Source organism: Tepidiforma bonchosmolovskayae (assembly GCF_008838325.1).
GTDB classification, from domain to species: domain Bacteria; phylum Chloroflexota; class Dehalococcoidia; order Tepidiformales; family Tepidiformaceae; genus Tepidiforma; species Tepidiforma bonchosmolovskayae.
In genome coordinates, this window is sequence record NZ_CP042829.1 from 2,558,458 (window position 1) to 2,584,673 (window position 26,216).

Consider the following 26,216-nt stretch of genomic DNA (forward strand, 5'->3'; position numbering starts at 1 on the left):
GGGGTTGGGGGTCAAAGCGCGGCGTTTGCGCCACCGCGGGAGCAGGCCTAGATCGGGAGGATGGCCCGCCGCGGGTGCCGGTCGTGCGCGTAGTTCTCGTAGGGGTTGATGCCGAGCTCGCGGAGCATCGCGTACCCCTCGATGACCTGGATCTTGCCATCGACGAGCCGGACCCAATCCGCGTACCGCGGCCGAGCCGGGTCGATCGCCAGCTCGACCATCGCCATGTGGTCGCCGGCCAGCAGGTTCGTAACCCGGAGCTTGCCGAATGCCGGCATCGGGATCGATGCAAACAGGCCCAGCACGTTCTCGGGGCCCGTTGCAACGCCGTACACCCCATCGATCACCGTGGCTTTCGCGGAGAGTTGGGCCGCCGCAGCCTCGCGGTCACCGGCGAGGAGGGCATCGTAGAAAGCCTTGACCACCTGGCGGGTCTGCGAGGGGCTCCCGCCACGGTAACCGAGCGCGTCATTCAGCGCGGCGGTCGCCGGCTTGTCGAGCGTGATGTCCCGGAGGGTCGCGTACAGACGCCGCCGGGCGACCTCTTCTTCGTCGTGGCTCTCGAACTCGAACACTTCGATCACGCGCTGGGTGAACGGGCGCCAGTCGTACCCCTTGGCCTCGATGGTGGCGCGGACGGCGACCGTGTTCCCCTCCTCGATGTACTCGAGGTCCGCATAGTTGCAGTCCTGGTAATCCCGCAGGAACTCGCGGTGCCAGTCGGCAATGGAGACCGCGTCGCGCAGGGTCGGCCCGCGGAACGACTGGAAGACCGCATCCGGCCGGTGCCTCGCCTCGATTTCAGCGAACCGGTCGAAGTTGATAGCGGTAATCAGGGCGTTGACGGCGGGGATGTGGGACATACGGGCTCGGCCACCTGCGCTGGGGTCGGCCGGATTGTACCCCGGTTCACGAAATGGGTCACTGAACGGCTTGGGGACCGTGGGGGAGGGGTAGAAACGCCGACCGCGACCGCTCTCCGTCCCGCTGGCGCGCATTTCAGGCCCCGATCCCCTACCCTTCGTGCTCGGATCCCTTGTGAGCGGCATCGGGCCGCACTGGAGCTCCCATGTCCAGCGCAGAAACGCAACCCACACCCCCACGCGACGTCCTCACCCGGGCAGAAGCTGAAGCACGGGCCGCCCGCGTCCGTACCTGTGCCTACACCATCAGCCTCGACATCTCTTCCAGCGCGCCATCCTATCGCGGCGACACCACCCTCAACTTCGACCTCCAGGGCGAGGGCGACCTCTTCCTCGATTTCCGCGGCCGCACCATCGAACGTCTCGAGGTGAACGGGCGGCAGATCCCGAGCCCAAACTGGAACGGCTACCGGCTCTGGCTGCCCGCCAATGCGCTCGCTCCTTCGAATACTGTCCGGGTTGTCTACGAAAACGACTACGACCACGAAGGCGACGGCTTCCACCAGTTCATCGACCCGGAAGATGGGCAGGAGTACCTCTACACCAACTTCGAGCCGTACGAGAGTCACCGCCTGTTCCCGCAGTTCGACCAGCCCGACATCAAGGGCACCTACCGCCTCGAGGTGACAGCACCGGCCGACTGGGAGCTCATCCACAACACCGCCCCGGAGGCAGTCGAGGCCGCGCCGGACGGACGCCGCCGCTGGCGCTTCCTTCCCACGAAGCCGTTCTCGACCTACCTCTTCGCCCTCGTTGCCGGGCCGTACCACGTGGTTCGCGACCGCCACGGCGACATCGACCTCGGCCTCTACTGCCGGAAGTCGCTCGCCCGCTACCTGGATGCCGCCGAGATTTTCGAAGTTTCGAAGCAGGGGCTGGACTTCTACGCCGACTTCTTCGGCGTTCCGTACGCGTTCGGCAAGTACGACCAGGTCTTTGTGCCGGAGTTCAACTCCGGAGCGATGGAAAACGTGGGCTGTGTCACCCACAACGAGTACATGGTCTTCCGCGACCCGCCCACCATGAACCAGCGGCGCGCCCGGGCCGAGGTGGTCCTCCACGAAATGGCGCACATGTGGTTCGGCGACCTGGTCACCATGCGCTGGTGGGATGACCTGTGGCTGAACGAAAGCTTCGCGACCTACATGTCGTACCTGTGCATGGAGCGGGCCACGAAGTTCGACAGCGGCTGGCTCGACTTCGCCTCCTCCATCAAGAACTGGGCCTACCGGCAGGACCAGCTGGTCACCACCCACCCCATCGCCGGCGATGTCGAGGACACCGACCAGACCTTCCTCAACTTCGACGGCATTACCTATGGCAAGGGGGCCTCGGTCCTGAAGCAGCTCGTCGCCGCGGTCGGGCTCGAAGGATTCCGCGAGGGGATGCGCGAATACTTCCGCCGCCACGCGTACAGCAACGCCACGCTGGCCGATTTCCTCGCGGCAGTCGAGCACGGGAGCGGCATCTCGCTCGCGGAATGGGCCCGTCTCTGGCTCGAAACGCCGTCACTCAACACGATTGCCGCCCACTGGACCGCCGACGGCGACCGGCTGAGCCGCCTTTGGCTCACCCAGTCGGCACCGCCGGAGTACCCGTACCTCCGCCCGCATCGGCTCGACGTCGGGCTGGCGCGCGAAGAGGGAGCCGAGCTCCGCATCACCGTGCTCCGAGCCTCGATTTCCGGGGAGGAGGCTGAGCTTCCTGAGGCGGCCGGGCTGCCGCGCCCGAACTTCGTCTTCCCGAACTACGGCGACCACGGCTACTGCAAGGTCGCCCTCGACCCGGAATCGCTCCGGTACATCCTGGCCAACATCGGCCGGGTCGACGATACCCTGCTCCGCCTTCAGCTTTGGGCCTCGCTCTGGAACATGGTCCGCGACCAGCAGCTGGCCTCGCTCGACTACCTTGCTCTCGTACGGTCGGCTGCCCCTGCGGAGCGGCACCCTGAACTCGCCGAGACCATCACCGCGAACGCGCTCGCCGCAATCTCCCGGTACGTGCCCGAACCCCGCATCGAGGCGGAGGCACACAGCTTTTTCGAGACGGCGAAATCGGCGCTCGCATCGGTGCCCGAAGGGGACCTGAAGAAGATCTGGGCGCGGGCGCTCATCGGGGCGGCGGCGGTTCCCGACGATGTCGCCTATCTCACCGCCCTGGCCGACGGCACCGCAGCGATCCCCGGCGTTAAGCTCGACCAGGAGATGCGCTGGTCAATCGCCGTGAAGGCTGCAGCGTACGCGCTCCCCGGCGCCGCCGAGCGCGTCGCCGCTGAAGCGCAGCGCGACCCCTCGGACCGCGGCGTGCGTGCGCGGCTCCGGGCCGAAACCTCCGTGCCCGACCCCGCCGTGAAAGCGGCAGCCTGGGAGAAATTCCTCGGCGACGGGTACGGCTCGCTCTACCTCACCGGCGCCGCGATGTCCGGTTTCAACTGGCGGCACCAGCGGGCCATCCTCGAACCGTACGTCGAGCGGTTCTTCGAGGTGCTCCCTGGCGTCTTCCGCGACCGGGACAAGGAGTTTGCCGCGGACTTCTTCCGTAACCTCGCCCCGGCTTACCGGGTCGAGCCGGATGTCATCGAACGAGCCCGTCGCGTGCTCGAGACCGCCGGCGGGAACGTCCTCCTCTCGCGCACCGTCCGCGAGTTCATCGACGACATGGAGCGCGCTATCCGCTGCCGCGAATTCGCGAGTCGCACGGCGGCCAGCTGAGCCGAAGACCCCGCCGGCCCGCGGACGCGGCTGCCCGTGAGCCCACCTACAGCCCGAAGGCGGCCTCCGCGGTAGCCTGTGTCTAACCCCGCTGAAAGAAGCTCAACGTCCCATGATCGCGACGTCGACGAGTCAGCCCACCCCGTCCGTGACCACTGAGCAGGGAGCGATCACCGCAACCCCCCTGTCGCCCGGAACGGTGGAGTGGTACAGGGCGCGGGGCGAGCGCTGGCTGCGCGAACACGCAACGGTCACCTGGGAGCGGCCCTCGCGCGGCCTCCAGGTGTTCGGGCTCGGAACCGCGACGCGCAGGATTGGCGCCCGTGGCGAGGGGCTCCGCGAGGCGCGCGCCGCCATCGAAGAGCTGCTCGCCGGCCTTTGGGAAAGTCCCGCCGGAGCCCCTGCCCCGATGGTGTTCCTCTCCGCCAGCTTTGACCCCGGCAATCCGCTCCGCGACCCTGCCTGGGACGCCTTCGGGGGGTGGCAGGTCCTGCTTCCCGCGATCACCATCGTCCGCCGGGGCGAGGCGTGGTCCGGCGTAGCCTGCGCGGGCGACTTCCCCGCCGGGCCCGCCGAGGAGACAGCTCCGCTCGAGGAGCAGACCGGCGCGAATCTCGGCTCCGCAATCGCTGAGGCGGTCGGGGAAATCCGCGCCGGGCAGTACCAGAAGGTCGTCCTTGCGGGCTCTCGCGTCGTGCCGGTCGGCCCGGCGGCGCCGGCCGACATCCTCGCGCGCCTGGTCGCTGCGTTTCCGACGACCTGCATCTTCAGCATCCGGGCGGGCGGGTGGACCTGGCTTGGCGCAAGTCCGGAGCCGCTTGCCGGGGTGCAGGACGGCCGCCTGGAGCTCGTGTCGCTGGCCGGCTCCCGCCGTCGCGGCCGAGACGCCGCCGAAGATGCGGCGCTCGAAGCCGAACTCCTTGCGAGCGAAAAGGAGCGCTGGGAGCACCGCCTCGTCGTCGAGGCGATCCGCCAGGAGGTCGGCGAGCTCGCTGAAGGGCTCGAAATCCCCGGCGCGCCCACGGTCATGAAACTCGCCAACATTCAGCACCTCTACACGCCGATTGCAGGCCGCCTTGCCCCCGGCGCCTCGCTGCTCGACGTGGTCGAACGACTGCACCCCACGCCTGCCGTCGGCGGCTGGCCGCGCGACGCCGCGCTCGACGCCATCCGCCGGCTCGAGCGGATGGACCGGGGCTGGTACGCGGGGCCCGTCGGCTGGGTTGACCCATCGGGCAACGGCGAGTTCGTCGTCGGGCTCCGCACGGCGCTGGTCGGAGGCGGGCGCGCCCGCCTCTACGCGGGCGCCGGCATCGTCGCTGACTCCACGCCGGCCGGCGAGCTCGAAGAGATTGAAACGAAGCTGGACGCCCTCCGGGGGGTCATCAACCGGTGAACACGGCCCGCGAGAACACCATCGCGGCCCGGGCGCTGATCGGCGGCCTGGCCGCCGCAGGGGTGCGCCACGCCGTGATCACTCCCGGCAGCCGCTCAACGCCGCTTGTCTTCGCCCTCGCCGACCAGGACGTCATCACGCCGTACCTCGTCATCGATGAGCGCTCTGCTGGTTTCTTTGCGCTTGGGTTAGCCCGAAAAACGGGCCGCCCTGTGCCGATTGCCTGCACCTCAGGCACGGCCGTCGCGAATCTCTTCCCGGCCATCGCCGAGGCGAACCTCTCCCGCGTGCCGGTCATTGCGCTCACAGCCGACCGGCCGCCGAGGCTCCGCGAGGTGGGCGCGGCCCAGACCATCGACCAGGTCCATCTCTTCGGCCGCCATGTGCGCTGGTCCGTTGACCTCCCCGTTCCCGGCCCGGGGGCCGCGGCAGGCTTCGAGGCGGCGGGCACCCGCGCAGTCCAGGCAGCGATGGCGGGGCTGCCAGGGCCGGTCCAGGTGAATGTCCCGTTCGACGAGCCGCTGGTCGAACCGCCGGCCGACCACCCCGGCGCCTATCTGCCGCCCGCCGGCGACCTCTCCCTCCCCCAATTCCCGGTACCCGCTTCGCCGCTCGACCGCATCGCCGGCCTGCTCCGGTCGGCGCGTCGGCCGCTCATCATCGCTGGCCCGGAAGCCGGCGGACTCCCCGTCGGGGCGCTGCTGCGACTCGCGGATTCACTCGGCGCCCCAATCCTCGCCGACCCCCTCAGCGGCCTCCGTGCAGGGGTGCCGGACGGGGCGCCGGTGCTCGACGCCTTCGACGCATGGTTCCGGTCGGTGCCGCCCCCGCCGCCCGATTTTGTGCTTCGATTTGGTGCATCGCCGACCTCGAAGGTGCTCAACCAGCTGCTGGCCGGCTGGTCCGACGCCGTGCACGTCCTGGTCGACCTTCCCGGGGGCTACCGCGAACCGAACGGAACGCGGCCGTTGGTGCTGATGGGGTCGCCGGCAGCCGCGGCCGAGGCGCTCGCTGCAGTACCGGCGCAGGCAGAGGGCAGGTGGCGAGGACGACTGCTGGAGGCTGACCGCGCGGCACGGGCCGCACTCGATGCGGCGAGCCGCGAGCCGTGCGAGCCATTCGAGGGTCGTGTGTTCACTGAGCTGCGCGACCTCCTCCCGCCGGGCGCAACGCTGGTTGCGGGCAACAGCATGCCCGTGCGCGACCTGGATAACTTCTTCGGGCTCCGGCAGGAGCCCCTCGACATCACCGCGAACCGCGGGGCGAACGGCATCGACGGCGTCATGTCGAGCGCAGCCGGCGCCGCGGCCGCCGGTACGCCCACCGCGGTCGTGGTCGGCGATGTCTCGTTCCTGCACGACCTGAATGCGCTCTGGGCCGCGCGCGAGCATCGGCTGCCGCTCCTCGTCGTTGTGGTGAACAACGGCGGCGGCGGTATCTTCCACTACCTTCCGCAGGTGGCTCATACCGACGCCTTCGAGCGCTGGTTCGCGACGCCGCCCGGCATCGAACCCGCACGGGCCGCTGCCCTGTTCGACCTTCCCTTCTGCCGCGCCGAATCGTGGCCGGCGTTCTGCGAAGCCGTCGAGAGCTGGGTTCAGGCCCCAGGTCCCTTCGTCGTCGAAGTGCGAACTGACCGTCGCGCCAACGTCGCGATGCACCAGCGTGCCTGGGCCGCCGCGGCCCGCGCTGCTGCGGAGGTGCTCGGCCGGTGACGCGGTATGAGGTTGCACCGGGGTTCTCACTGAACGTGGAAACCTGGGGCGAGGGGCCGCCCCTCGTTCTCCTCCACGGGTTCACCGGCTCCGCCCGTGCATGGGGCCGGTTCGGTGAGCTCCTTGGCGCGCGGTACCGCTGCGTGGCCGCCGACATCGTCGGCCATGGCCTGTCGGATGCCCCGGCAGACCTCGAGCACTACCGGATGGAGCAGGCAGCCCGGGACCTCGTTGCCGCTGTCCGCGCTGCGACCGGACGCGAGCGCTGCGCATGGCTGGGCTATTCGATGGGCGGGCGCACGGCGATCGCGGTGGCCTGTCTCCAGCCGGAGGCCGTCGTGGCCCTGGTGACCATCGGGGCCTCGCCCGGGCTCTCAACCGAAGCCGAGCGGGCTGAACGTCGCCGCGCCGACGAAGCGCTCGCCGACCGAATCGAACGCGACGGAGTCGAGGCGTTCGTCAGCTACTGGGAGTCGCTCCCGCTGTGGGCCTCGCAGTCGCACCTTCCGGCAGAGGTTCTGCGCGCGCAGCGCCAGGTGCGGCTGGCAAACCGCCCGGCCGGGCTCGCCGGCAGCCTGCGCGGGATGGGGACCGGCGCGCAGCCGCCCTTCCACGACGCTCTACGGTCGCTTGCTGCCCCGTTCCTCGCGCTCGCGGGTGAACTGGACGCGAAGTACGCTGACATCGCCCGCGTGATGGCCGCGCTCGCACCGGCTGGCAGCGCAGGGCTTATCCCGGGCGCCGGGCACGCCGCCCAGCTCGAGGCGCCCGATGCGGTTTTCACCGCGGTCGATACCTTCCTTCGCCAGCACTACCTCCCGGAGGCTCCTCCATGACCGCCATCCAGTGGCAGACGGTCCAGACCTACGACGACATCATTTTCCAGCGCGCCGAAGGCATCGCGCGCATCAGCATCAACCGGCCCGAGGTCCACAACGCGTTCCGGCCGAAAACTACCTTCGAGCTGATCGATGCCTTTTCCCGCGCCCGCGAGGACCCCGAGGTCGGCGTCATCCTCTTTACCGGCGAGGGCGGCCGGGCGTTCTGCTCCGGCGGCGACCAGCGCGTCCGCGGTCACGGCGGCTACGTCGGTGACGACAACGTCCCCCGCCTGAATGTCACTGACCTCCACAAGCTCATCCGCTCCATCCCGAAGCCGGTCATCGCGCTGGTTGCGGGCTGGGCGATCGGCGGCGGGCACGTGCTCCACGTTATCTGCGACCTGACCATCGCTGCTGAGAACGCCCGCTTCGGTCAAACCGGCCCGAAGGTCGGCAGCTTCGACGGTGGCTTTGGCGCCATCCAGCTCGCCCGGAACGTCGGCCAGAAAAAGGCACGCGAGATCTGGTACCTTTGCCGCCAGTACGACGCCCGCGAGGCGCTCGAGATGGGACTGGTCAACGCGGTGGTCCCGCTGGAAGAGCTTGAGGCCGAAGGCGTCCGCTGGGCGAAACAAATCCTGAAAATGAGCCCGATCGCCATCCGGATGCTGAAGTCTGCCTTCAACGCTGAACTCGATGGGATGGTCGGCATTACCGAGCTCGCCCACAACGCAAACATGCTCTTCTACATGACCGACGAGGCGAAGGAGGGCCGCAACGCCTTCCTTGAAAAGCGCGAGCCCGCCTACTCCGACTTCGCGAAGTTCCCCCGCCGTCCGTGAGCCGGGTCGTCTCCGCGGAGCTGGTGCCCTACCGCCTCAGGCTGCGCAGCGCCCACCGCGACGCGCGAGGCGGCTTCGCCGCGCGGGAAGGGGTGCTCCTGAAGCTGTCCGACGAAAGCGGTCGCGTAGGTCTCGGGGACTGTGCCCCCCTGCCGCCGGTAACGCAGCCGCTCGATGTTTGCTGCCGGGCCCTCGTCGCGGAGGCGGAGCGCCTGCCGGGGATGGACCCCGTCTCCGGATTCCCTGAGCTCATGGACGCCCCGGATGCCGGCCTCCCCACCCCTGCCCGGGCCGCTGTCGAGATGGCGCTCGGGTGGCTCGCCGCGCAGGAGCTCGGCACCACGCTCGGCAGGCTGCTCGCCTCGGACTCACCCGTTCGCCCGGCGAGCCTGGTGGTCAATGCCCTGGTTGATGCCGCCGATGTCGCCGAGGCCATCGCCCAGGCCGCGCGGTTCTCTGCCGAGGGCTACACGGTCTTCAAGGTGAAGGTCGGCCTCGGCGCTGACCGGGATGCCGCCGTTCTGCGAGGGCTCCGCGACCGCATCGGGCCGGGGGCCGTGATGCGCATCGACGCGAATGGAGCCTGGTCGCCCGCGGAGTTCGTGGCGATGGCCCCGCTGCTTCACGCGGCCGGTGTCGACCTTGTCGAGCAGCCGGTTGCCCCCGGCGTGCCGCCTGCGGAATGGGCCCGGCTCCGCTGGGAGACCGGCCTGCGCATCGCCGCCGACGAGTCGCTGGCCGACGGCGCCCGGGGGCTGGAGCTGATCCGGGCGAAGGCCTGCGATGCCGTCGTGTTGAAACCGTCGCTGCTGGGGCTCGCTGCGGCGGCCCGGCTCGCCCGCGCGGCCCGGGAGGCGGGCCTCGAGGTGATCGTGAGCGGCGCGTTCGAGAGCGGGGCGGGGTTCGGAGCCGCGCTGGAGTTCGCCGCAGCGCTTGGTTCGCCGGGCGCCGCCCACGGCTTCGCGACCGCCCTCGCAGTGCTCGATGACCCGGTGGTTTCCGGCGTGCCCCTGCCCTCGGCTGGCGGTGTCGAGCTCCCGGCTGCCGGGGTGCTCCCAGCCCTGGCCCCCGCCGAGAGCGCCAGGGAGGCGCTCACGTGAGCTCCCCTGCCCTCCCGCCGTTCGACTGGGTTGCGCACCGGGCCTCAGTTCTCCCGCGTCACCCTGCCGTCGAATTTGGCACTGAGGTTTGGTCCTTCGCAGAACTCGATCGCCGGGTGTCCGTGTTCGCGCAGGCGCTGCTCGATGCCGGCGTGCGCCCCGGCGACCGGGTCGGGCTGCTGGCGGGCAATTCTGCGCAGTACGTTGCCGCGGTGTTCGGCGCGGCGCGCGCCGGGGCCGTCGTCGCGCCGCTGAACTGGCGGCTCGCGCCCGGGGAGCTCGCCTGGCAGCTTGGCCGTATCGGTGCGTGGCTGCTGCTCCACGACCGGGCGTTTGCGGCCGCGGGGGCCGAAGCGGCGAACGCCGCCGGCGTCTCCGCTATGGACCTTGCCGCCGCGGGCGACGGCGCCGGGGACAGCCGAGGCGACTGGCCCGGCACGTGGTCCGGCGATTTCGTGCTGATGTTTACCTCGGGCACCACCGGCCGACCCAGGGCTGCACGACTCACCTTCGAAAACTTCTTTGCCAGCGCCGCTGCTTCTGCCTTCAACATCGGCGTCGACCCTTCGGACCGCTGGCTGGCGTGTATGCCCCTCTGCCACGTCGGCGGGCTCTCTATCGCGACCCGGTCGCTCATCCAGGGCACGACCGCCGTCATCCACGCCGGGTTCGATGCCGGTGCGGTGAACCGCGCCCTCCGCGAGGAGCACATCACCCTGCTGTCCGTCGTTCCGACGATGCTCGCGCGCCTGCTCGAGGCCGACGAGCGCCCGTACCCGCCGGCCGTACGGGCGGTCCTGGTCGGCGGCGGCCCGGTCGCGCTGGAGCTGCTGGAACGCGCCGCCGCGCGGGGGCTGCCGGTTCTCCAGACCTACGGCCTCACGGAGGCGACCAGCCAGGTCACGACCCTGGCCCCGGGCGATGCGCTTGCTCACCTCGGCTCGGCCGGGAAGCCGCTCTTCGGCGTGCGCCTGCGGGTTGCGGCGCCGGCAGGCCAACCGGGAGAGATCCTCGTTGCCGGGCCCACGGTCTTCGCGGGCTACTTCGATGACCCGGAGGCGACGGTGCGCACCCTCCGCGATGGCTGGCTCCACACCGGCGACATCGGCACCATCGATTCCGACGGGTTCCTGACCATCCTCGACCGGCGCGACGACCTGGTGGTGACCGGCGGCGAGAACGTCTACCCTGCTGAGGTCGAAGCGGCGCTCGAAACCCATCCGGCGGTTCGCGAAGCTGCTGTCGTGGGCCTGCCCGACACCCACTGGGGCCAGGTGGTGGCCGCTGCGGTTGTGTTCAGGGAGGCCGGGGCGCCCGGCTGGAGCGACCTCGAGGCGTGGCTGCGGGAGCGGCTTGCCAGGTACAAGGTGCCGCGGCGCTGGCTCGCCCTCGATGAACTTCCCCGGACGACGAGCGGGAAGCTCCAGCGCCACCTCGTCCGCGCCCGGTTCGGCCGCGAGCCGTAAAATCCCCGGGACGCACGACCGGGGAGCCTGCCCATGAACTTCGGCCTGCACATCGGCCAGCAGAACATCGCGATCGACGAGCTTCGCCGCCTCTGGCGGTGGGCCGACACCGCCGGATTCGACTGGGTTGACGTCTGGGACCACTTCTACGAGGCGCCCCCGGTCGACGGCAACGGAAGCTGTTTCGAGGCGACGACCTGCATGGCCGCCATGGCCTGCGAAACGTCGAACGTCAGGATCGGCGTGCTCGTCCTCGGCATGGGCTACCGGCACCCCGCCGTCCTCGCCAACGCCCTGTGCACCATCGACCACCTGAGCGGCGGCCGCCTCGAAATCGGCCTCGGCGCCGGCTGGCACGAGCCCGAGTACCGGGCCTACGGCATCCCGTTCCCTCCGATTAGGGAGCGCCTGGACATGCTCGAAGAAGGCATCCAGGTGATTCGGCTCCTGACTACCCGGGACCGGTCCGACTACCACGGCCGCTTCTACCGGCTTGAGAACGCCGCCTGCAATCCGAAGCCCGTCCAGCCCCGGCCGCGCATCTGGGTCGGGGGCAACGGCGAGCGGCGGACCCTCCGTATCGCCGCCCGCCATGCCGACGGCTGGAACACGCCGTACACCTCGCCCGAGGAGTTCGCGCGCCTCTCCAGTGTGCTCGACCGCTGGTGTGAGTCCGAGGGACGGGACCCGGCGTCCATTGAACGCACCGTGAATCTCTCCTTCCACATGGCTGCCCGCCCGTCCGACCTTCCCAGGGTCGAAGCGCAGTACCGCCAGACGTGGGGTCCGGCCGCCGAGGCGATGCGCCTGCGGGGCGTGGTGACCGGGCTCCCCGGGCAGGCCGTCGACCTCGTCGGCCGGTACCGCGATGCCGGCGCAGCCCGGGTCAATATCGCCATCCGTCCGCCGGTCGACTGGGACGCGCTCGCGGCGTGGACCGCAGAAGTTATTCCCGCGTTCGCCAGCTGACTGGCCGCCGCCCGCCGTCCGGCCGTACGATCAGGGAGTGAAGCCCCCGTTGCGCGTCGCCGTCCTCGGCTCGACCGGGTCGATCGGCCGGCAGGCGCTCGATGTCATCGCCCGATTCCCGAACCGGTTCGCCGTGGCCGCGCTGGCTGCCGGCGCAAACGCCGACCTCCTCGCAGAGCAGGTCGCAGCGTTGCGGCCCCGCTACGTCTTCGCCGAACGGGGCTCGCCCCGGCTCGAGGAGGCCGCGGCCGCCGTCGGCGCACTGGTCGAACGTCCCGAAGCCGTTGCCGTCGCGCCGGATGTGGACATTGTCCTCGTCGCGACGGCAGGTGCGGCGGGCCTGCTGCCGACGCTCGCCGCCCTGCGGATCGGCCGCCCCGTGGCAATCGCCAACAAAGAGGTGCTGGTCATGGCCGGCCACCTGGTCCGGGAGGCGATGCAGGCCGGCGGCGGCGAGCTGCGCCCGGTCGACAGCGAACATTCAGCCATCTGGCAGTGCCTCTGGGGCGAATCGCCGCGCGCAATCAGGCGAATTATCCTCACGGCCAGCGGCGGCGCCTTCCGGGACTTCTCCCGCGACCAGCTCGCCGCCGTGACCCCTGAACAGGCCCTTGACCACCCCACGTGGAAGATGGGCCGCAAGATTACCGTCGATTCCGCCACACTGGTGAACAAGGGGATGGAGACCATTGAGGCCATGTGGCTGTTCGATGTCCCGATGGACGCCGTCGACGTCGTGCTCCACCGGGAGTCAATCGTGCACAGCCTCGTGGAGTTCACGGACGGCAGCGTCAAGGCCCAGCTTGGCGTGCCGGATATGCGCCTTCCCATCCAGCTCGCCCTGAGCTACCCCGAACGGATGCCGGAGCCCCCGATGCCGCTCCTCGACCTCGCCGCCGTCGGCGCCCTGCACTTTGGCCGTCCCGACCTCGACCGCTTTCCCTGCCTGCGCCTCGCGATGGAGGCCGGCCGCATCGGCGGGACTGCTCCAGCCGCCATGGCTGCCGCGGACGAAGTTGCAGTGGAGCGCTTCCTCCGCCGCGAAATCGGCTTCCTCGATATCCCGCGCGTGATCGAACAGGTGCTCGAACAGCATCAGCCTGTCCCGGCCCCATCGCTCGATGAGGTGCTCGCGGCCGATGCCGAAGCCCGACGGATTGCGGCTGCAGTAGCCCCGGGGGTGCCGGCATGACCTTTCTCGCCATCGACCCGCTCGCCATCCTGCAGGCTGCGGTGCCGTTCCTCGGCATGCTCGTCGTGCTCGTCGTCATCCACGAGTTCGGACACTTCCTCGCTGCGAAGGCGTTCGGCATCAAGGTGCTCGAGTTCGGCATCGGCTTTCCGCCGCGCGCCTGGACGTTCCTCCGCAAGGGCGAGACCGAGTACACGCTGAACTGGCTTCCGATTGGCGGTTTCGTCCGCCTCCTCGGCGAGGAGGACCCGTCCGACCCCCGCAGCCTCGCGGCCCAGGCGGCCTGGAAGCGGCTCGTCGTCATGTCCGCCGGCGTTGTAATGAACTTCGCTCTGGCCATCATCCTGCTTGCTGTCGGGTTCATGGTTCCGCGCGAACGGGCCCTGACGATGGCGCAGATTATCGAAGTTGCACCGGGTTCCCCGGCCGCTGAGGCGCGGGTCGAAGGGGTCATGCGGGACGGCTCGGCGCCGAAGCAGGGCCTCCAGCCGGGCGATATCGTGCTCGAGGTCGAAGGCAAGGAAGTCCGCAACACGTCCGAACTCGTCTACGCCAACCGCCTGAACCTCGGAAAGACGCAGAAATGGATCATCAATCGCGGAGGGGCGACCCTTACCGCCTACGTCTACGCCCGCTGGGACCCGCCTCCGGGACAGGGTCCGACCGGCATCCGGATTGGCGCGCCGTCGACCTGCGCCATCGACGCCGACGGCAACCCGACGAACTGCCAGCTGCTCTACCCCTACACGGAAAAAGTCTGGGATTGGCCGTGGGTCGCCTTCCCCAAAGCTTTCGTTTCGCTCCGGGAGACGTTCCAGCTCACGGTCAACGAAGTCCGGGTGATGATTTCCGGCACCTCTGGCGCCTCGATGTCCAGCGGTCAGCCCGCGCTCACCGGCCCGGTCGGCATCGCCGAGACGACCGGCGCAATCATCGACGAGCAGGGCTGGCGGCCGCTCATCGAACTCGCTGCCCTGCTCAGCCTGAACCTCGCCATCTTCAACGCCCTCCCCATCCCGATGCTCGATGGCGGACGCATGCTGTTCGTCGTCATTGAAATCCTGCGCGGCGGCCGGCGCATCTCGCCGGAGAAGGAGGCGCTGGTTCACTTCATGGGCTTCGCCCTCCTCCTGTTCGGCGTGCTCGTAGTCACCTACTTCGATATCGCCCGGATCGTGAGCTGATGTACACGGCAATCTTTGTCGGCCTCTACCTCGCGGGCTGGGCTACGCTCGCCTTTCTGCCCTGGCTCGGGTGGAGCGTCGCGACCCGCGGCCGGGCCGGCCTCTGGAACCTGCCGCTCTGCCTGGCGGCCGGGGTCACTGCCGGGCTCGCTGTGCCGCTCCTCGGCGCCACCGGGTGGGGAGGATTCTGGCTGAGCTTCGCGCTCGCCTTTGTCGTTCCGCTTGGACTGCTCGCGGCACGCCACTGGGCGCGTTTGCCGCAGCCGGCCGCGAGCCCGGCGCCCGGGAGGCCGCCGCAGCGCTCATGAGCCAGTTCGCCCTTTCGACGATGTTCGCCCAGCAGCCGCGCTTCGAGGACGGCGCCGGCTTCGCCCGCTTCGCCGCCGAAGCCGGTTACGACGCCGTCGAAATCAGCCACTCGACGCCGGCCGCGAAGGTCGCCGCCATTCGCGCGGCGAGGGTGCTCCCGATCGTCTCGATTCACCAGCCTGCGCCGTACGAACGGCTCCCAAACGGGCGGGGCAACGGGAGCCTGAATCTTGCCGCGCTCGATGAGGATGAGCGGCGCCAGGCGGTTGCGGCCGCTGCCCGGTCCATCGACCTGGCGGCCGAGGTCGGCGCCCGGCGGGTGGTCGTCCACCTGGGCCATGTGGGCACGGTGTCCGAACAGTTCGAGGAAGAGCTTGCCCTGCGCCGCGCCTTCGACGCCGGGGAACGGGAGAGCGCACGGGTTAGGGAACTGCGCGAGGCGCTCATCGCCCGGAGGGCTGCGACCGCCGGGCCGCACCTCGCTGCTGCCCGGCGGTCGCTCCAGGAGCTGGTTGCCCTCGCCCGGCCCCGCGGCATCGCCATCGGCATCGAAAACCGTTACCACTACCACGAGATCCCGCACCCCGACGAGTACGCGCAGCTTCTCGATGGGTTCGCGCCCGAGGAGGCCGGCTACTGGCACGACGTCGGCCATGCTGAGGTGCTCCACCGGCTCGGACTCATCGACCGGCACGCCTGGCTCGACCGCTGGTCGGGCCGGTGCATCGGCGCCCACCTCCACGATGTCGAAGGCATCGGCGACCATCGCGCCCCGGGCGACGGCGACGTCTCCTGGGAGTATGTCGTCCAGGGCATCCGGCACCTGTCGTCGTTCACGCTCGAAATCAACCAGCACCAGCCCGACGAGCGGGTCCGCGCGGCCCGCGGTTTCCTGGCTGGCGTCGGGCTCGGCTAAAACTCGAGCTCGAGGCTGATGTCCAGGGCGCGGGCGCTGTGGGTGAGCGCCCCGACCGAGATTGCATCGACGCCCGTCTCTGCGATTGCGCGCACGGTGTCGAGGCGGACGCCGCCCGAGGCCTCGAGCCTGGCCCGCCCGGCCACCCGCCGCACTGCCTCCGCCATCTCCTCGCGGGTCATGTTGTCGAGAAGAATCCACTCCGGCTGTGCGGCGAGCGCCTCCTCCAGCTGCTCGAGCCGGTCGATTTCAATCTCGATCGCGATGCCGGGGCGAAGCGCGCGGATGGCGGCCGCCGCTTCGGCCAGTGTTCGCCCCTCTCTTCGAATCGCTTCGCGGTGGTTGTCCTTGATCATCGCCATCGCAGCGAGGTCGCGCCGGTGATTGGTGCCGCCGCCGCACCTGACTGCGTACTTCTCGAGGTCGCGCAGGCCGGGGGTGGTCTTCCGGGTGTCCAGGACGCGGACGCCGGTGCCGGCAACCGTATCGACGAAGGCCCGCGTCAGGGTTGCGGTGCCGCACATCCGCTGCAGGAAATTGAGCGCCACACGCTCCGCCTGGAGGAGCGCCCGCACCGGTCCCTCGACGGTCGCAAGATGGTCCCCCCGGGTGAACCGGTCCCCGTCCTGCACGTGCGGGGTAGACCGGCAGCGGCTGTCGAGGAGGCGGAAGCAGGCCGCCGCCACGTCGAGCCCTGCCGCGACGCCGCCTTCTTTTGCGAGGAACGTCGCCCTGCCCTCCAGGCCGGGGTCCACGGTCGCGAGCGTCGTAACATCGTCGAACGCGCGGTCTTCGTTGAGGGCAGCTCGCACCACCGCCTCAATCACTGCCGGGTCGAGCGGATCAAGCACGGATGAACACCTGCCGTCGGCGCCAGTGTGCGTCGTCGCGCTCGGGGTAGTCGCTCCGGTAGTGGCCGCCGCGGCTCTCCGTCCGGCGCAACGCGGCTGTGAGCATAAGGGCCGCGACGGTGGTCATCTGCTGCCGTTCAAACTCCTCCCGGGTGCATACCGCCGCCAGGCGGGCCGGCCATCCCGCGATAGTCCGCAGCCCCCGCTCGAGCCCGGGCCCGTCTCGTTCGATCCCGGCGCACTCCCACATCATCGCCTGGAGCTCGCGGTGCGACGGCGCGGCAGTCGCAGGGGCGGGGAAGGGGATGCGGTCCGGCGTGGCCGGCGCTGCTCCGCCGCCTCCCGCGGCGAGGTGCTCCACCACCCGCTTGCCGAAGACGACGGTTTCCATCAGGGAGTTGCTCGCCAGCCGGTTGGCGCCATGCACGCCGGTGCAGGCGCACTCGCCGCACGCGTACAGCCGGGCGACCGTCGTTCGGCCCCAGGTGTCGGTCCGCACGCCCCCCATCAGGTAGTGGGCCGCCGGGGCCACCGGGATGGGGTCCACCCGCATGTCGATGCCCGCCTCCATGCAGTGGGCAAAGATGGCCGGAAACCGCGCCGCCAGATCGACGGACTTGAGCCCGGTGCAGTCGAGATAGACGTGGTCACTTCCCTCCCGGCGCATCTCCCGGACGATTGCCCGTGAGACGACGTCGCGCGGCGCAAGGTCTGCGAGCGGGTGGTACCGCTGCATGAACGCCTCGCCCGCAAGATTTCGGAGCACGGCCCCCTCGCCCCTGACCGCTTCCGAGATCAGAAACGTGGGAAGGCCGGGCACCCGCAGGGCCGTGGGGTGGAACTGGTAGAACTCGATGTCGGCAATCTCCGCGCCTGCGTCGAAGGCGAGCGCCACGCCATCGCCTGTCGCCACCTCTGGATTGGTCGTGTGCGAAAAGAGCTGCCCGGCCCCGCCGGTGCCGAGGACAATGGCATCGCCTTCGTACCACTCCCGCTCGCCGGTTTGGAGGTGGACCGCCTCGACGCCGTGCGCCTCGCCTTCCTCGACCGCCAGCCGCGTGACAAGCGTGTGGTCGAGGATGGTGATTGCGGGATCCATCGCGGCTGCCGAAAGCGCCGTCTCGATCTCCGCACCGGTCCGGTCCCCGCCGGCGTGCAGGACACGCGCGCGGCTGTGGGCGGCCTCTCGGCCGAGCGCAACCTCGCCGCCCAGCGAGTCGAACGACACGCCGTACCGCACGAGGTCGCGGATGCGCGCCGGCGCCTCGTAGCAGAGGATGCGGGCCGCTTCTTCGTCGACGAGCCCGGCCCCGGCCGCAATCGTGTCAGCAAGGTGCTGTTCCGGGGAATCGAGCGGGCCGACCGCGGCCGCGATGCCGCCCTGCGCCCAGCGGGTGTTGCAGTCGTCGATGCTGCCCTTGGTGAGAACCAGCACCGGGCCGAGCCGCCGGGCTTCGAGTGCGACGAACAATCCCGAGATCCCGCTGCCGACCACGATGACCGCGTACCGCCTCCGGGTCCCGGGAGCGCCTGTCATGCAGTTAGTGTACGGGCTACACGAAGTCCCCACCAACACGACATCCGGTTCGCCTGTCGGCACGGGCCCCGGTATGCTGTGGAGCTATCGAAATTCCTGAGAGAAGTAAAGGCCCCTACGATGTTTTCCAAGGTCCTGGTAGCGAACCGCGGCGAAATCGCGCTCCGCATCGTCCGCGGCCTTCGTGACCTCGATATTCGGTCGGTGGCCGTCTACTCCGATGTGGACCGCCTGTCGCAGCACGTCCGCTATGCGGACGAGGCGCACTACATCGGGCCGGCAGACGCCCGCCAGAGCTACCTCAACGTCGAGCGCATCATCGATGTCGCCAAGCGGTGCGGCGCCGATGCCGTCCACCCCGGTTACGGATTCCTCGCCGAGAACGCCGAATTCGCCGAAGCCTGCGAACAGGCCGGCCTCGTCTTTATCGGCCCGTCGCCGGAATCCATCCGCCGCCTGGGCGACAAGATCGAGGCCCGCCGCATCGCTGAGCAGGCTGGGGTTCCCGTGCTGCCAGGGAGCGGCGAGCTGACCTCGGTCGATGAAGCGCTTGCGTACGCCGAGCGCATCGGCTACCCGGTGATGATTAAAGCCGCCGCGGGCGGGGGCGGGCGCGGCATCCGGCTCATCGAGACGCCCGAAGAGCTTCCCGGCGCTGCCGCGCGCGCCATGCAGGAAGCCGCCGCCGCATTCGGCAACCCGGCCATCTACGTCGAAAAGAACCTGAAGCGCGTCCGCCACATCGAGGTGCAGGTCATCGGCGACCGCTACGGCAACATCGTGCCGCTTGGCGAGCGCGAGTGCTCGATCCAGCGGCGCCATCAAAAAATCATCGAAGAGTGCCCATCGGTCGCGGTCAGCCCCCAGCTCCGGCGGACGCTCTCGCGCGCAGCGGTGCGCATCGCGCGTGCCGCCAATTACCATAACGTCGGAACAGTGGAGTTCCTGCTCGACGAAGGCGGGCACCATTACTTCCTCGAAATGAACACCCGGCTGCAGGTCGAACACCCGGTCACCGAAATCGTCACCGGCACCGACCTTGTCAAAGACCAGATCATCGTCGCGGCCGGCGAAGAGCTTCCCTACGAAGAGGCCGACCTCCTGACCCGCGGCTGGGCGATCGAGTGCCGCATCGTCGCCGAAGACCCGTTCAACAACTTCCTGCCGTCGGTCGGGCGGGTCGTCTTTGCGCGCGAACCGGCGGGCCCGGGCATCCGCGTCGAAAGCGCCCTCTACGACGGCATGGAAGTGACGCCGTACTACGACTCCCTCCTGGCCAAGGTCACTGCCTGGGGCCGGAACCGCGAAGGCGCCCGCCAGCGCATGAAGCGCGCCCTCGCCGAGTTTCGCGTCGTCGGCGTCGCCACGAACATCCCCTACCTCCAGCAAATCCTCGACCTCCCCGATTTCATCGCCGGCGACATCGATACCGGCTTCCTCGACCGGAACCAGGTGCTCGCGGAGGAACACTACGAGGAGCAGCGGCGAGCCGCCGAAATCGCTGCCCTCCTGCTGGTCACCGTCGGCGAGCGGGACTCCGGCGACCGGCCGCTCAACGGACAGGCCGCGCCGACCAACGGCTACCGCGCGCAGATCGGCGCCTGGCGGCGCCAGCAGAGCGCTTCGACCCTCGCAGGAGGTGGCATGGGCCGATGGCCGAGAAGTTTCTAGTCCGCACCGAGGACTCGTTCGAAGCGTACGAAATCGAGCGGCACGAAACGGGCGTCCGTGTCCGGCGCGAAGGCGAAGAACACTGGACCGAGGTCGAGCTCCACCGTGTCGGCGACTCGCAGCTGTACCTGCTGATGCTTGAGCATCGGCCCGTGGAGATTTACCTCGAACGTCGCCGCGGCGGCGCCCGCGCCACCATCGGCCGGCACGGGTTCGACTTCAAGGTCGAGCGCTGGCGCCCGCAGGCCGCGAAACTGGCCGCGCAGCAGGTCCAGACCGGTCTCCGGCGCATCACCGCGCCGATGACCGGCTCGATCATCGAGGTGCGCTGCCGGCCGGGAGACCAGGTGGCGCAGGGCGATGTTCTTCTCGTTATCGAGTCGATGAAGATGAACAACGAACTCCGCTCGCCCGCGGCCGGCGTTGTTGAGCAGGTCGCCGTCGCAAACGGCCAGCGTGTCAATGCCGGGGACCTGCTCGTTGCCCTCCACGTCAGCTGAACCGCATTCGGGCTATTGACCCCCTCCCGGCGCCGGCGCTAGGGTAAGGATGGCTGTGCTAGACGGGGAGCTAGCGGTGCCCTGAACCCGCAATCCGCTATAGCGGGGTCGAATTCCTGCTCGAGGGCTGCGCTTTCGGGGACTGTCCTCTTCAGTCGGCGCCGAGGGTCTGGTCCTGCGCGGCGAGGCGCTCCGAACCTGGTCAGGTCCGGAAGGAAGCAGCCATAAGGGGTTTGCCTCGGGTGCCGCAGTCAACCGGGCCTGAGCCGGCTGTTGCAGAGCAAGCCCGGGAGCCAGTTCGACAGCAGGTGCACGGCCACCTTTCCAACGCTTCGACCGGCCCGGCCCCGCACGGGCTCGCGTCAATCCACGAGGAGTGCGTGTGACGCAGGCCCTGCCGCGGCCCTTGGGCCGTTCCCGGCTCCGCTCCGAGCGCCGTGCGTATGTCCGGCGGGCCCGCGCGCGGATCTTCCGCGGGCGCAACCACGCGGCCGCCGTGGTCGCGCTCACGCTGGTCGTCATCGCCGGGTTCCGAGCCTTCCCGGGCCGCGATGTTCTCGTCGTCTCAGACGCCGGCGCACAGGTCTACCACACGGTCTTCCCCGGCGAAGTCTGGTCGCTGCCCGGCCTCGACCGCCCCGAGGCGGGCAGGCCTCGAACCTTCGCGTCCACCGGGCTCGCCGGCATCGGCCTCCCGCGTACCCGCGACGTGACGATGGTGGTCGACGGCCGGGAGTTCCTTCTGCGTACGTCCGCGGCAACGATCGGCGGCGCCCTCGCCTCTGCCGGCGTCGAACTCGGCCCCCGAGACCGGGTCCGCCTGAACGGCGCCGTGGCAACCCCCGGGACGCCGCTCTCCGGCGTCCGGCTCACGTCTGCCAGCGCGCAGGGCATCAATGCCGTCGGCCGGCCCCGCATCGAGGTTGAACGCGCCCGCCGCTACGTCGTTTTCATCGACGCCATGCGCGTCGACGTGCAGTCGTCTGCCGCGACGGTCGGCGAACTCGTCGCGGACCTGGGGCTCATCGTCCGCGAGGCCGACCTCGTGGAGCCGCCGATGGACACCCCGCTGACCGCCGGCATGGCGGTCCGCCTGGCGCCCGCGCGCACCATTACGGTCGTCCTCGACGGCCAGGCGCAGGCGCTCTACACCAGGGCGGCCACGGTTGCCGAGGTGCTGGTCCTCCTGGACCTGCAGGGGGCCGAGGTCGTTGAACTCTCGCATGCGCGGGACGCGTACCTTCCGGCCGGCAGCACCCTCGTGGTTGGGACTCTCCGGACGATCCGCGAAGAGGTCGTCGAGCCGCTGCCGCCGGCGACGCTTGTCGAAGAGGACCCGTCGCTGCCGCGCGGCCATGTCCGGCTCATCACCGGGCGGCCGGGCGAGGTCCGCACCGTCGTCGAAGCGGTGTACCGGAACGGGGTGCTCGAGTCGCGTACGGTGGTCAGCCAGGCCGTCACGCGAGCGCCGGTCGCCAACCGCCAGGTGGTGGGAACGCGCGACGCGGACGCTCCGGGGCTCTTCCTCGCAAGCCCGGAGTACACCGGTCCGTACCGGAAAAAGCTCACGGTTTGGGCCACCTGGTATAACGCCAGCCACGGCCCTTGGGCTCCCGGCGACCCCGCGTACGGCAGGACTGCCACCGGCGTCATCGTCGACCGCGGCATTTGCGCCGTCGACCCGCAGGTGATTCCGCTCGGCACCCGGTTCGTCGTGCCCGGGTATGGGCTCTGCGTGGCGGCCGACGTCGGCGGCGGCATCAAGGGCGCGAAGATCGACCTCGGCTTTCCCGAGGATGCCGGCCCGAACCCGTGGCGCACGGGGACAGTCGATATCTACATCCTCGACTGACCCGGGCGGCCCAACCTACGATGGAATCGTGGCCCGTACCCAATCCGAACGGTTGCCCGGCCCGCGCCCGCGCAAGGCGCTCGGCCAGCACTTCCTCCGCGATTCGGGGGTGCTGGCCGACATCGTCACGGCGCTGCACGTCCCCGGGGGCGGTCTCGTGGTCGAAATCGGCGCCGGCACCGGCCAGCTGACCGCTGCCCTCCTCGATGCGGGCTGCGAGGTCCTCGCCGTCGAGATCGAGCCCCGGCTCGTCGGGCACCTTCGCAATCGTTTCCGCAAGCACGAGCGGCTGCGCATCGTCGAAGGCGACGCCCGCACCATTGACTTTGGCGGGCTGGTCCCGCCCGGGAGGCCGTTCGTGGTCGTCGGCAATCTTCCGTACTTCGCGGCCAATCCGATCGTCCGCAACATCCTCGAGAATCCCCGGCGCCCGCAGGAAGCGGTCGTCATGGTCCAGCGGGAAGTCGCCCGGGAGATGGCTGCAGCGCCGGGCGAATGGTCGCTCCACACCGTCTCCATCCGCGTGTATGCCGAGCCCGAGCTCCTCTTCGACGTTCCGCCGGAAGCCTTCGACCCGCCGCCTGCCGTCTGGTCGTCGGTGGTCCGGCTCAGCATCCTGCCCGAGCCGCGGATCCCTGAGGCCGAAATTCCGGAGTTCTTCGAGTTCGTAAGCCGCGTATTCCGCAACCCGCGGAAGCAGGTCCATAACAGCCTCGCAAGGGGTGTTTGGCTCCCGCCCGGCGGCGCCCGCGAGGCGCTCGAACGCGCCGGCATCGACCCGATGCGCCGCCCCGAGACGCTCAACCTCGAGGAGTGGCAGGCGCTGCGGCGCGCGTGCCGCGAGGTGGTCGCGGTTGGCTGAGCGGCTGGCTGCACCGGCGCCGGCGAAAGTCAATCTCGCGCTGGATGTGCTCGGCCGGCGCACCGACGGCTACCACGAACTCGACACCCTGTTTCTCGAGCTCGAACTCGCTGACCGGCTTGAACTCGTTCCGGCTGATGCTCCGGGACTCGAGGTTTCGGGGCCGCACGCGACGGACGTGCCCGCCGGCCCCGGGAATCTCGCCTGGCGGGCCCTCGAACTTGCTGCCGCGGCTGCCGGCGTTGTGCCGCGGTACACCCTGCGCATCGACAAGCAGATCCCGGCCGCCGGGGGGCTCGCCGGCGGATCGTCCGACGCTGCGGCCGTGCTTCGGCTCGCTGCGCGGCTCTGGCCGGAAAGCGCGCCGAAGCTGCCGGCCCTGGCGCTCGAGCTCGGGAGCGACGTCCCGTTCTTCCTCTTGGGCGGGTTCGCGCGGGGCCGCGGGCGCGGCGAGCTCCTCGAGCCGCTCCCGCCGCTGTGCGCGCACGACGTTGTGCTCTTCCTGCCCCCGGCCGGCACGGAGGCCGTGGAGCGGAAAACGGCTGCAGTCTTCGCGAAGCTGGCGGAACTTGACCCGCGCCCGCCTGCGGTCTCTTCGGTGCTCGAACGCGTCCGCGGCGGCTCCCTTTCGACCGAGGACCTGCTGGGCGCCAATGCACTCGAACGCGCTGCGCTTGCCGTCTTCCCCTGGCTGGAGGAGCACCGTGCGCGGATCGAGGCGGCGATTGGGAGCCCGGTTGTGCTGACGGGGGCCGGCCCAACCTGGTTCTGGATCGGACCGGCCGGGTCCGGGCGGGCCGTCGCGCAGCGCGCCCGGCAGGCGGGGCTCGAGGTCATCGAGACACGGACGGCTGCGCGGTGACGGTCAACACGATCATTGCCGGCTGGGCGATGGGCTACGCCATGGCCATCATCTCCACCTTCGCCCTCACCTACATCGCCGTGCAGCCCGGGGCTCAGCGGTTCGTCCAGCGCATCATTGACCCCGAGGTGCCCGGGGCGCTCCTCGCGGTTCCGATTTCGATCGGCACCGGCATTCTCTGGACCATGGGCGGGCTCGTCCTCGCTTCGCTCTACCTGCTGGGGGATTTCTCCGAGATGCGGCCCGCGCTCGGGGCGCCGAGCGGCCCTTGGCTGCTGCTGGTGGCGGCGCTTGGCTGGCTGCCGGTGCCGGTGCTCTGGCTGATTTCGCGGCGGCTCTGGTGGCTGTGGCTGGGCATGTCCGGGAGCTTCATCGTCCTCTTCGGCTGGGCGATGCCCCTCCTCGGGGAGCGGTGATATACTCCCCCCACTCGTGAAAATCCGAACGAATCTCCGGAGGGCGCCGTTTGCCGGGCACCATCATTGACATGCACCTGCATACCACCCGGGGCGCCTCGGATTCCATGCTCGACCCCGATGACCTCATCGCCGAGGCGCGCCGCGTCGGGCTGACCGGCGTGAACATCACCGAGCACGACCGGATGTGGGAGCCCTGGGACCTCAACCCCTTCCGCAAGAAGCACGAAGGCATCTTCGTCTCGAACGGCATGGAAGTTTCCACCGATATGGGGCACATCCTCGCCATCGGGCTGAAGGGGTACGCACCGGGCATCCGCCGCCTCGAAAAGCTCCGCGAGGTGGCCGACGAGCAGGGAGCTTTCTTGATCGTCGCGCACCCCTTCCGCCACTTCTTTGACCCGGTACACTTCAAGCGCGAGGGCAAGGAGCCGTTCAGGCTGACCCCCGAGGAAGCCGCCAGGCTGCCGGTGTTCCAGCTGGTCGATGCCATCGAAGTCCTCAACGGCTGCAACACCCCGCGCGAGAACTACTTCGCCCTCCAGGTCGCGAAGGTGCTCGGCAAGCCGGGCACCGGCGGCTCCGATGCCCACAGCACCCAGGGCATCGGCTACTTCACGGCGGTCTTCGAAGAGGAGCTCCTGAGCCAGGAGCACATGGTCGACCAGCTCCACAAGGGCAGGTTTTACCCGGCGCGCGGCCTCCCCGAGGGAAAGCTCGAAAACTACTGGGAGACCGCCGAGCCCATCCCGTTCTACGAATGAACGCCGCTCCCGACGCCATAGCCGGTTGCGAGGTGGCCCGTGGGCGCTGACCGGCGCGCGTGGCTTGCCATCGGTGCGATGGCCACCGCCTGCGCGCCCGGCATTGCCCTCCGCTTTGCAGGCTACCATCCCCCCGCGGTCGCCGGCGCCGCGATCTTCGGGCTCGCCATCCTCGCCGCTGCCTTCCTCCTGAGCTGGGGCGCCGAGACTGCCGAGATGGACATCTCGCAGGGGCTCGCGCTGGCGATCATCGCCATCATCGCGGTCCTGCCCGAGTACGCCGTCGACTTTGTTCTTGCCTGGAAGGCCGGCGCTGACCCCGCCGAGGCCGAGCGCGGGCTTGCCGTCGCCAACATGACGGGAGGGAACCGGCTGCTCATCGGTATCGGCTGGCCGCTCGTCTTCTTCCTGTTCTTCTACCGCACACGCATCAAGGAGCTCATCGTAGACCGCGAGCGAAGCCTCGAACTCACCTTCCTGGCAGCGGCCACGGCCTACGTCATCTTTATCCCGCTCCGCAGCCACGTCAGCGTCATCGACACCATCGTGCTCGTGTCGCTCTTTGTGATGTACATGTTCTTCACCTCGCGGGTCGAGACGGAGGAGGTGGAACTCGTTGGGCCGGCTCGCGCCATCGGGGCCCTCCAGAATGCGCCCCGGCGAGCGGTCGTGGTCGTCCTGCTGGTCTACAGCGCGGCGGCTATCTTCGCCTCTGCCGAGCCGTTTGCGGAGTCGCTCGTCCACATCGGTGAGCAGTTCGGTGTGAGCGAATTTTTCCTGATCCAGTGGCTGGCACCGCTCGCCTCTGAATCACCCGAGGTGCTGGTCGCCTGCCTGCTCGCATGGCGCGGACGTGCCGCCGCGGGCATGGGCGTTCTCATCTCCTCCAAGGTCAACCAGTGGACGCTCCTCATCGGGACGCTCCCGGTCGCATTCCTCGTCTCAGCGGGCGACTTCGGGTGGACCATCGGCTTGCCGCTGGATGCGCGCCAGCGCGACGAAATCTTCCTGACAGCTGCGCAGAGCGCCTTTGCCATTGCTGTGTTCGCGAATCTGAAAATGTCGCGGGTCGAGGCCGCCGCGCTCTTCCTGCTGTTCGCGACCCAGCTGTTCATCACGAACGAGCACGCGCGCGTGCTCTACGGAATGGCCTACGCGGCGCTCTGCCTCGTCCTGCTGGCCTGGAACTGGCGCGACCTGCCCCGAACCGCGCGCGATGCCTTCGCCATCATGCGCGGCCGTGAGCTGCCTGGAGCGGAACACGAACTCCCTGCGCGCGACCCGGACCCCGTCCCGTAGGTTCGCCGGATCGCGAAGGCCGCCTCCGCGGGCGGCCATTCGACGTGGAAGGCAGGGG

The 26,216-nt window shown here is 69.5% G+C and carries 23 protein-coding genes and 1 other RNA gene; 21 read left to right on the forward strand and 3 right to left on the reverse strand.

Annotated elements, in window-relative coordinates:
* Window positions 1–47 precede the first annotated feature (47 nt).
* Window positions 48–863: a nuclear transport factor 2 family protein gene (locus tag Tbon_RS12750; RefSeq protein ID WP_192497987.1), complete on the reverse strand. Its 816-nt coding sequence runs from the start codon at window positions 861–863 to the stop codon at window positions 48–50.
* Between the two features lie 206 nt (window positions 864–1,069).
* On the opposite strand from Tbon_RS12750, the gene pepN reads away from it, so the two are divergent.
* The 12 genes from pepN to Tbon_RS12810 all read left to right on the forward strand — a co-directional run bounded on the left by pepN (window position 1,070) and on the right by Tbon_RS12810 (window position 15,544).
* A complete protein-coding gene (gene pepN, locus Tbon_RS12755) occupies window positions 1,070–3,634 on the forward strand; it encodes an aminopeptidase N (protein WP_158068048.1) in 2,565 nt (854 codons plus the stop codon).
* Between the two features lie 148 nt (window positions 3,635–3,782).
* Window positions 3,783–5,030 carry an isochorismate synthase gene (locus Tbon_RS12760; RefSeq protein WP_192497988.1) on the forward strand — a complete coding sequence of 416 codons (1,248 nt, stop codon included), beginning with the start codon at window positions 3,783–3,785 and terminating at the stop codon, window positions 5,028–5,030.
* Entirely contained in the window at window positions 5,027–6,745 is a 1,719-nt protein-coding gene (menD, locus tag Tbon_RS12765) for a 2-succinyl-5-enolpyruvyl-6-hydroxy-3-cyclohexene-1-carboxylic-acid synthase (protein WP_158068050.1), read from the forward strand. The genes Tbon_RS12760 and menD overlap by 4 nt, the downstream gene beginning before the upstream one ends.
* The gene (gene menH / locus Tbon_RS12770) at window positions 6,742–7,581 is read left to right on the forward strand and encodes a 2-succinyl-6-hydroxy-2,4-cyclohexadiene-1-carboxylate synthase (protein WP_158068051.1); all 840 of its coding nucleotides are present in this window, start codon (window positions 6,742–6,744) and stop codon (window positions 7,579–7,581) included. Before menD ends, menH begins: the two co-directional genes overlap by 4 nt.
* Window positions 7,578–8,408: a 1,4-dihydroxy-2-naphthoyl-CoA synthase gene (gene menB / locus Tbon_RS12775; protein ID WP_158068052.1), complete on the forward strand. Its 831-nt coding sequence runs from the start codon at window positions 7,578–7,580 to the stop codon at window positions 8,406–8,408. Before menH ends, menB begins: the two co-directional genes overlap by 4 nt.
* The gene (locus Tbon_RS12780) at window positions 8,405–9,508 is read left to right on the forward strand and encodes a mandelate racemase/muconate lactonizing enzyme family protein (RefSeq protein ID WP_158068053.1); all 1,104 of its coding nucleotides are present in this window, start codon (window positions 8,405–8,407) and stop codon (window positions 9,506–9,508) included. The genes menB and Tbon_RS12780 overlap by 4 nt, the downstream gene beginning before the upstream one ends.
* Window positions 9,505–10,974 carry an o-succinylbenzoate--CoA ligase gene (gene menE / locus Tbon_RS12785; protein ID WP_158068054.1) on the forward strand — a complete coding sequence of 490 codons (1,470 nt, stop codon included), beginning with the start codon at window positions 9,505–9,507 and terminating at the stop codon, window positions 10,972–10,974. Before Tbon_RS12780 ends, menE begins: the two co-directional genes overlap by 4 nt.
* A gap of 33 nt (window positions 10,975–11,007) precedes the next feature.
* Entirely contained in the window at window positions 11,008–11,943 is a 936-nt protein-coding gene (locus Tbon_RS12790; protein WP_158068055.1) for a TIGR03560 family F420-dependent LLM class oxidoreductase, read from the forward strand.
* Window positions 11,944–11,980: 37 nt separating this feature from the next.
* A complete protein-coding gene (locus Tbon_RS12795; protein ID WP_225734642.1) occupies window positions 11,981–13,135 on the forward strand; it encodes a 1-deoxy-D-xylulose-5-phosphate reductoisomerase in 1,155 nt (384 codons plus the stop codon).
* Window positions 13,132–14,319, forward strand: coding sequence for a M50 family metallopeptidase (locus tag Tbon_RS12800; RefSeq protein WP_158068057.1), 1,188 nt, complete (start codon window positions 13,132–13,134; stop codon window positions 14,317–14,319). The genes Tbon_RS12795 and Tbon_RS12800 overlap by 4 nt, the downstream gene beginning before the upstream one ends.
* Window positions 14,319–14,627, forward strand: coding sequence for a hypothetical protein (locus Tbon_RS12805; protein WP_158068058.1), 309 nt, complete (start codon window positions 14,319–14,321; stop codon window positions 14,625–14,627). Before Tbon_RS12800 ends, Tbon_RS12805 begins: the two co-directional genes overlap by 1 nt.
* Complete coding sequence (locus Tbon_RS12810) at window positions 14,624–15,544, forward strand: sugar phosphate isomerase/epimerase family protein (protein ID WP_158068059.1); 921 nt, start codon at window positions 14,624–14,626, stop codon at window positions 15,542–15,544. Before Tbon_RS12805 ends, Tbon_RS12810 begins: the two co-directional genes overlap by 4 nt.
* Here Tbon_RS12810 and nadC read toward each other — a convergent pair.
* Both nadC and Tbon_RS12820 read right to left on the reverse strand, forming a co-directional pair.
* Window positions 15,541–16,395, reverse strand: coding sequence for a carboxylating nicotinate-nucleotide diphosphorylase (gene nadC / locus Tbon_RS12815; protein WP_158068060.1), 855 nt, complete (start codon window positions 16,393–16,395; stop codon window positions 15,541–15,543). The genes Tbon_RS12810 and nadC overlap by 4 nt on opposite strands.
* Window positions 16,388–17,932 carry an L-aspartate oxidase gene (locus Tbon_RS12820; protein ID WP_158068061.1) on the reverse strand — a complete coding sequence of 515 codons (1,545 nt, stop codon included), beginning with the start codon at window positions 17,930–17,932 and terminating at the stop codon, window positions 16,388–16,390. The genes nadC and Tbon_RS12820 overlap by 8 nt, the downstream gene beginning before the upstream one ends.
* A gap of 120 nt (window positions 17,933–18,052) precedes the next feature.
* On the opposite strand from Tbon_RS12820, the gene Tbon_RS12825 reads away from it, so the two are divergent.
* From Tbon_RS12825 to Tbon_RS12865, 9 genes are all read left to right on the forward strand, one after another.
* Complete coding sequence (locus Tbon_RS12825) at window positions 18,053–19,603, forward strand: acetyl-CoA carboxylase biotin carboxylase subunit (protein WP_158068062.1); 1,551 nt, start codon at window positions 18,053–18,055, stop codon at window positions 19,601–19,603.
* Window positions 19,585–20,103: an acetyl-CoA carboxylase biotin carboxyl carrier protein subunit gene (locus Tbon_RS12830; RefSeq protein WP_158068063.1), complete on the forward strand. Its 519-nt coding sequence runs from the start codon at window positions 19,585–19,587 to the stop codon at window positions 20,101–20,103. The genes Tbon_RS12825 and Tbon_RS12830 overlap by 19 nt, the downstream gene beginning before the upstream one ends.
* A gap of 53 nt (window positions 20,104–20,156) precedes the next feature.
* Window positions 20,157–20,419: signal recognition particle sRNA large type (gene ffs / locus Tbon_RS12835), an RNA gene on the forward strand.
* 66 nt (window positions 20,420–20,485) lie between these two features.
* The gene (locus Tbon_RS12840; protein ID WP_158068064.1) at window positions 20,486–21,955 is read left to right on the forward strand and encodes a ubiquitin-like domain-containing protein; all 1,470 of its coding nucleotides are present in this window, start codon (window positions 20,486–20,488) and stop codon (window positions 21,953–21,955) included.
* A 28-nt stretch (window positions 21,956–21,983) separates the two neighbouring features.
* Complete coding sequence (gene rsmA / locus Tbon_RS12845; RefSeq protein WP_192497989.1) at window positions 21,984–22,817, forward strand: 16S rRNA (adenine(1518)-N(6)/adenine(1519)-N(6))-dimethyltransferase RsmA; 834 nt, start codon at window positions 21,984–21,986, stop codon at window positions 22,815–22,817.
* A complete protein-coding gene (gene ispE / locus Tbon_RS12850) occupies window positions 22,810–23,679 on the forward strand; it encodes a 4-(cytidine 5'-diphospho)-2-C-methyl-D-erythritol kinase (RefSeq protein ID WP_192497990.1) in 870 nt (289 codons plus the stop codon). The genes rsmA and ispE overlap by 8 nt, the downstream gene beginning before the upstream one ends.
* Window positions 23,676–24,095, forward strand: coding sequence for a hypothetical protein (locus Tbon_RS12855; protein ID WP_158068067.1), 420 nt, complete (start codon window positions 23,676–23,678; stop codon window positions 24,093–24,095). Before ispE ends, Tbon_RS12855 begins: the two co-directional genes overlap by 4 nt.
* Window positions 24,096–24,166: 71 nt before the next feature.
* Window positions 24,167–24,859 (forward strand): CehA/McbA family metallohydrolase, encoded by a 693-nt coding sequence (locus Tbon_RS12860; RefSeq protein ID WP_158068068.1) that lies wholly within the window; start codon window positions 24,167–24,169, stop codon window positions 24,857–24,859.
* Window positions 24,860–24,898: 39 nt separating this feature from the next.
* Entirely contained in the window at window positions 24,899–26,158 is a 1,260-nt protein-coding gene (locus tag Tbon_RS12865; RefSeq protein WP_158068069.1) for a sodium:calcium antiporter, read from the forward strand.
* Window positions 26,159–26,216 lie beyond the last annotated feature (58 nt).

What these genes read in the sequence shown, in the direction of transcription:
- Tbon_RS12805 (WP_158068058.1), top strand. Translation starts at nt 14,319, where the DNA reads ATGTACACGGCAATCTTTGTCGGCCTCTACCTCGCGGGCTGGGCTACG.
- Tbon_RS12810 (WP_158068059.1), top strand. Translation starts at nt 14,624, where the DNA reads ATGAGCCAGTTCGCCCTTTCGACGATGTTCGCCCAGCAGCCGCGCTTC.
- Tbon_RS12800 (WP_158068057.1), top strand. Translation starts at nt 13,132, where the DNA reads ATGACCTTTCTCGCCATCGACCCGCTCGCCATCCTGCAGGCTGCGGTG.
- Tbon_RS12860 (WP_158068068.1), top strand. Translation starts at nt 24,167, where the DNA reads ATGCACCTGCATACCACCCGGGGCGCCTCGGATTCCATGCTCGACCCC.
- Tbon_RS12820 (WP_158068061.1), bottom strand. Translation starts at nt 17,932, where the DNA reads ATGACAGGCGCTCCCGGGACCCGGAGGCGGTACGCGGTCATCGTGGTC.
- Tbon_RS12825 (WP_158068062.1), top strand. Translation starts at nt 18,053, where the DNA reads ATGTTTTCCAAGGTCCTGGTAGCGAACCGCGGCGAAATCGCGCTCCGC.
- Tbon_RS12790 (WP_158068055.1), top strand. Translation starts at nt 11,008, where the DNA reads ATGAACTTCGGCCTGCACATCGGCCAGCAGAACATCGCGATCGACGAG.
- Tbon_RS12830 (WP_158068063.1), top strand. Translation starts at nt 19,585, where the DNA reads ATGGCCGAGAAGTTTCTAGTCCGCACCGAGGACTCGTTCGAAGCGTAC.
- Tbon_RS12750 (WP_192497987.1), bottom strand. Translation starts at nt 863, where the DNA reads ATGTCCCACATCCCCGCCGTCAACGCCCTGATTACCGCTATCAACTTC.
- menB (WP_158068052.1), top strand. Translation starts at nt 7,578, where the DNA reads ATGACCGCCATCCAGTGGCAGACGGTCCAGACCTACGACGACATCATT.
- pepN (WP_158068048.1), top strand. Translation starts at nt 1,070, where the DNA reads ATGTCCAGCGCAGAAACGCAACCCACACCCCCACGCGACGTCCTCACC.